At 73.4% G+C, this 3,993-nt stretch carries 3 protein-coding genes; all 3 read right to left on the bottom strand.

The window, feature by feature from the left end; all coding sequences use genetic code 11:
* Positions 1-733, bottom strand: a 733-nt coding sequence (locus CCN72_RS34465; RefSeq protein ID WP_143664300.1) for a serine/threonine-protein kinase, incomplete at its 3' end; no start/stop codon positions are given.
* Positions 734-854: 121 nt separating this feature from the next.
* Complete coding sequence (locus tag CCN72_RS34470; protein ID WP_086812278.1) at positions 855-2,555, bottom strand: serine/threonine-protein kinase; 1,701 nt, start codon at positions 2,553-2,555, stop codon at positions 855-857.
* Between the two features lie 164 nt (positions 2,556-2,719).
* The coding region (locus tag CCN72_RS34475; protein WP_483027294.1) for a serine/threonine-protein kinase at positions 2,720-3,993 on the bottom strand (1,274 nt) is incomplete at its 5' end.

Below are 3,993 nucleotides of genomic sequence, written 5' to 3' on the forward strand. Positions count from 1 at the left end.
GCGGCTCGGCCTCGACGGGCGGGCGGATCTCGGCCGCGACCACGGCGTGCAGGATGCCGCCGAGCGAGTCGCGCCGGAACGGCGACTCGCCGCTGAGCACCGTGCACAGCAGCGCGCCCAGCGACCACAGGTCGGACTCCGGGCCGGTGCGCACCCCGGACATCCGCTCGGGCGCGGTGTACTCGGGCGAGCCGACGAAGGAACCGGTCTCGGTGAGCGTGGTGGCGCCCGCGACCTGCGCGATGCCGAAGTCGGTGAGCACGACCCGCTCGGTGCCGGACTCGATCAGCACGTTCGCTGGCTTGATGTCCCGGTGCAGCACCCCGGCCTCGTGCGCGGTGTCCAGCGCGCTGAGCAGGGCGATGCCGATCCGCGCGGCCTCGGCCGGGGTCACCGGGCCGTGCCGGGCGATCCGGTCGGCCAGCGAGCAGCCGTCGATCAGCTCCATGACCAGGTACGGCCGTTCGTCCTGCTCCACCACGTCGTGCACGACGATGATGTGCGGATGCCGCAGCTGCGCGACCGCGCGCGCCTCCCGGAACGTACGGTCGCGGCGGCGGCGCGCGTCGTCCTCCGGGAGCGCGTCGTCCGCGAGGATCTCCTTGACCGCGACGAGCCGGCCCAGCAGCTCGTCGCTCGCCCGCCATACGACGCCCATGCCGCCGCGCCCGATACGCGCCTGGAGGCGGTAACGGCCGGCGATCACCCGGAAGTCGGCGCCCTCGGTCCCCATGCGCCCATCATGCCGCAACGGACCCATCCGCTCCGGGGCTCCGATCGGCCAAGCCGCACCGTTCAGTGACTCGTTTTCAGCCGTTTCAGTCGCAAAGAGCGCCCGTTCGGCTCAGCGCCGGTCATCTCGTCTGACCCGGCTGCTGCCAGCTCTGGAGCACCCACTTGAACTGCTTGCCGGTCTTCGGCCAGTCGTCGGCGGGCCCGGACATGTAGAGGGCGTACTCGGTGCCCTCGCGCGAGAAGTACGTCTCCTCGACGGCGTGCCGCGGTCCCGCCACGTACGGCGGGTCCTTCTTCAGCGCGTTCCAGGTGTACTCCCACAGCGAGCCGTTGCGGTCGCGGTAGACGTTCTGCTTGAGGGCCACGCGCTGATAGCCGACCAGCCGCTGGAGCTGCTGCTCCAGGTCCTTCTGGTGTTCGTAGGCGTCGGCGAAGTCCGGCGAGGTGTCGATGGATATCCGTACGAAGTGCTTGCCGTCGTCGGGGGTGTAGTCGATCTGCTTCAGGGGGCCGTTGATGCCGTAGACCTGGCGCTTCCAGCCCTTGGGCAGGGAGATGCTGAAGCCCAGCGGGTCGTGGTGGGTCTCCCAGCTGTCCGGGACGGTGCCGGTGTCCGGGTCCTGGTCGCCGCCGGGGCTCGCCGAGGAGGCCGGGCCGGGGTTCGTGCCGTCGTGCGCCGCGCTGTCGTGCCGTGCGTTGTTCCACTCCTGGAAGCCCACCGCGGCACCGCCGCCGAGCACGGCCGCGGCGGCGACGACGAGCGCGAGCGTGCGCAGCCTGCGCCGGGGCCGGACCGGCCGTCCGCCGCCGTGCCCGCCCGGCACCGGACCCACGGCGGTGGGCCCGACCGGCGACGGACCGACCGGCGTGGCCGGGCCGCCGGTGGCCGAGCCGTTCACGGCGCGACCGTTCGGGGACTGCCCCGGGGTGCCGTAGCCGCCGGTGTTCCCCGGCCCGTGCAGGCCGGAGGTCTGGGTCGGCACATACGCCTGCGCGGCGTTCGGCCGGCGGCCCTCGGCGGCCTCGGCGAGCATCTGCTCGGCCTCCTCCGCGCCCGGCCGCCGCTCCGGCTCCTTGCGCAGCAGCGCGGAGATGACCGGGCCGAGCGGCCCGGCGTTGTGCGGCTGTTCGGCCTCCTCCTCGACGACCGCCTGCATGGTGCTCAGCGGCGAGGTGCGGCGGAACGGCGAACGCCCCTCCACGGCCGTGTACAGCGTCGCGCCGAGCGCCCACAGGTCGGAGGCCGGGCCGGGGTCATGGCCGCGCACCCGCTCGGGCGCGAGGTAGTCGACCGAGCCGACGACCTCTCCGGTGCGGGTGATGGTGGAGTCGCCCTCGATCTGGGCGATGCCGAAGTCGGTGAGCAGCACCCGTCCGTCGCGGCCGAGGAGGACGTTGCCAGGCTTCACATCGCGGTGCAGCACCCCGGCGGAGTGCGCGGCGCGCAGCGCCCGCAGCACCCACAGCCCGATCCGCGCGGCCTCCCGCGGCTCGATGCGCCCCTGCTCCTTGACCGCGTCGGCCAGCGAGTTGCCCTCGACCAGCTCCATCACGATCCAGGGCCGGCCGTCGTGGTCGAGGACGTCGTGCACGGTGACGACCGCGGAGTGGTTGATGCGCGCCGCGGCCCGCGCCTCGGCCCGGGTCCGGGCCAGCAGGACGGCCTGGTCGCTGTCGGAGACGTAGAGCGCGGCGGTCAACTCCTTGACGGCGACCGCCCGGTGCAGCACCTCATCGTGGGCACGCCAAACCCGGCCCATGCCGCCGCTGCCGATGGATTCGGCAAGCCGGTAGCGGCCCGCTATGAGCAGGCCCTGCATCTGATTCACGTTGCCCCGCAATGCTCTTGTCAGGGGTCAGACTAAGGACCGGCCCGTTCGCAGGGAACAAGCGGGGTCCCAAGGAAACCGCACTGTGACGATGGTCATTTCCGCGTGAGAACGGGAACCGGCGCGCCGGGCCGGGCCCGTTGTGTACGCCGTGCTCAACCGGTGTAGCGGTATGTCGCGGTCGCTTCCTCGTACAGCCTGGTCACCTCGTCCCGGTCGGCGTCCGGGCCGCGGACCTGGAGGATGTGGTACCGGCCGTTCAGCAGGATCGCCATGTTGCGTACGTAAAGATCGCGGCCCTGCCCGTCGGTCCAGGTGAACTGCCCCTCGGCCATGGTCCGTCCGCCCACCTCGATGGTGCGCAGCCCGGTGGCGGTGGCCCAGCTGGAGTCCCGGTACGGCTGGAGCTCGCGCTCCTTGTCCCGCTGATAGGCCATCGGATCGCTGCCGTACGCCGCCGAGCCGTCCCGTCCGGGTACGACCAGCAGCTCGAAGTCGCCGTGTGCGTAGACGACTTCGCCGCTGCCGTTCTTCGGGGTGCGCGTCCAGCCCTTGGCGACGGCGATGTCGAAGCCCTCGGGGTCCTTGCGCAGGGTGAACCCGGCGGGCACGGAGGAGGTGCCGCCCGCCTGGGTGTCGGAGGCGGAGGGGCTGTGCTGCGAGCGGGCGGGAGCGGGGCTCGACCGCCCGGCCGAGGGGGTCGGGCCGGTCCCGCTCCGTCCGTGCGACGCGTGCTGTTTCGGCATGAACAACATCGCGTACGCGACCGCACCGGCCAGCAGCAGGATGATCAGCACGAGCAGCGTCCGGCCGAGCCTGCTCGGTGAACTCCCCTCCTCCCGGTCCCGCTTGTGCCGGGCGTGCGCGTCGGGCAGCCCGGCGCGGCGCCGCCGCACCAGTTCGCCCCGGCGCCGGACGATCGGCAGCCGCCGGGGGTCGGGCGGTACCGGCACCACCCTGCTACCGGCCTCCGGCTCGGGCGCGGACCGCACCAGCGAGCGCAGCCAGCCGCCCAGTTCCTCGAAGTCGGGCCGTTCGGTGGGGTCCTGACGCAGCAGGGACTCCACCACCGGCCGCAGCGGCCCGCACTCCTCGGCGTACGCGGGCGGCTCCGCGCACACCAACTGCACCAGTTCGGCGGTGGATTCCTCGGGGTAGGGCGCGTGCCCCTGGACCGCGCGGAACAACAGCGCGCCCAGCGCCCACAGATCGGTGGCGGGCCCGACCGGCGCCGCCAGCTGCCAGTTCTCGTGCACGGGCCCGGCCTGCTCGGGTGCCCACCGCTCGGTCACCGGCCCCACCACGGCCATCCGCGCCTGTCGCGCCCGCTCGGCCGCGAGCGCCCCGCCGGACCGCCGGGGGGACAGGCCCGTTGGGACGAGGCGGCGGTCGCCTCCGGGGCGCGGTCCGGCGGGGCGCTCGCGGCCGA

Origin of the sequence: Streptomyces murinus (assembly GCF_002154555.1) — a bacterium.
Taxonomy (GTDB): domain Bacteria; phylum Actinomycetota; class Actinomycetes; order Streptomycetales; family Streptomycetaceae; genus Streptomyces; species Streptomyces murinus.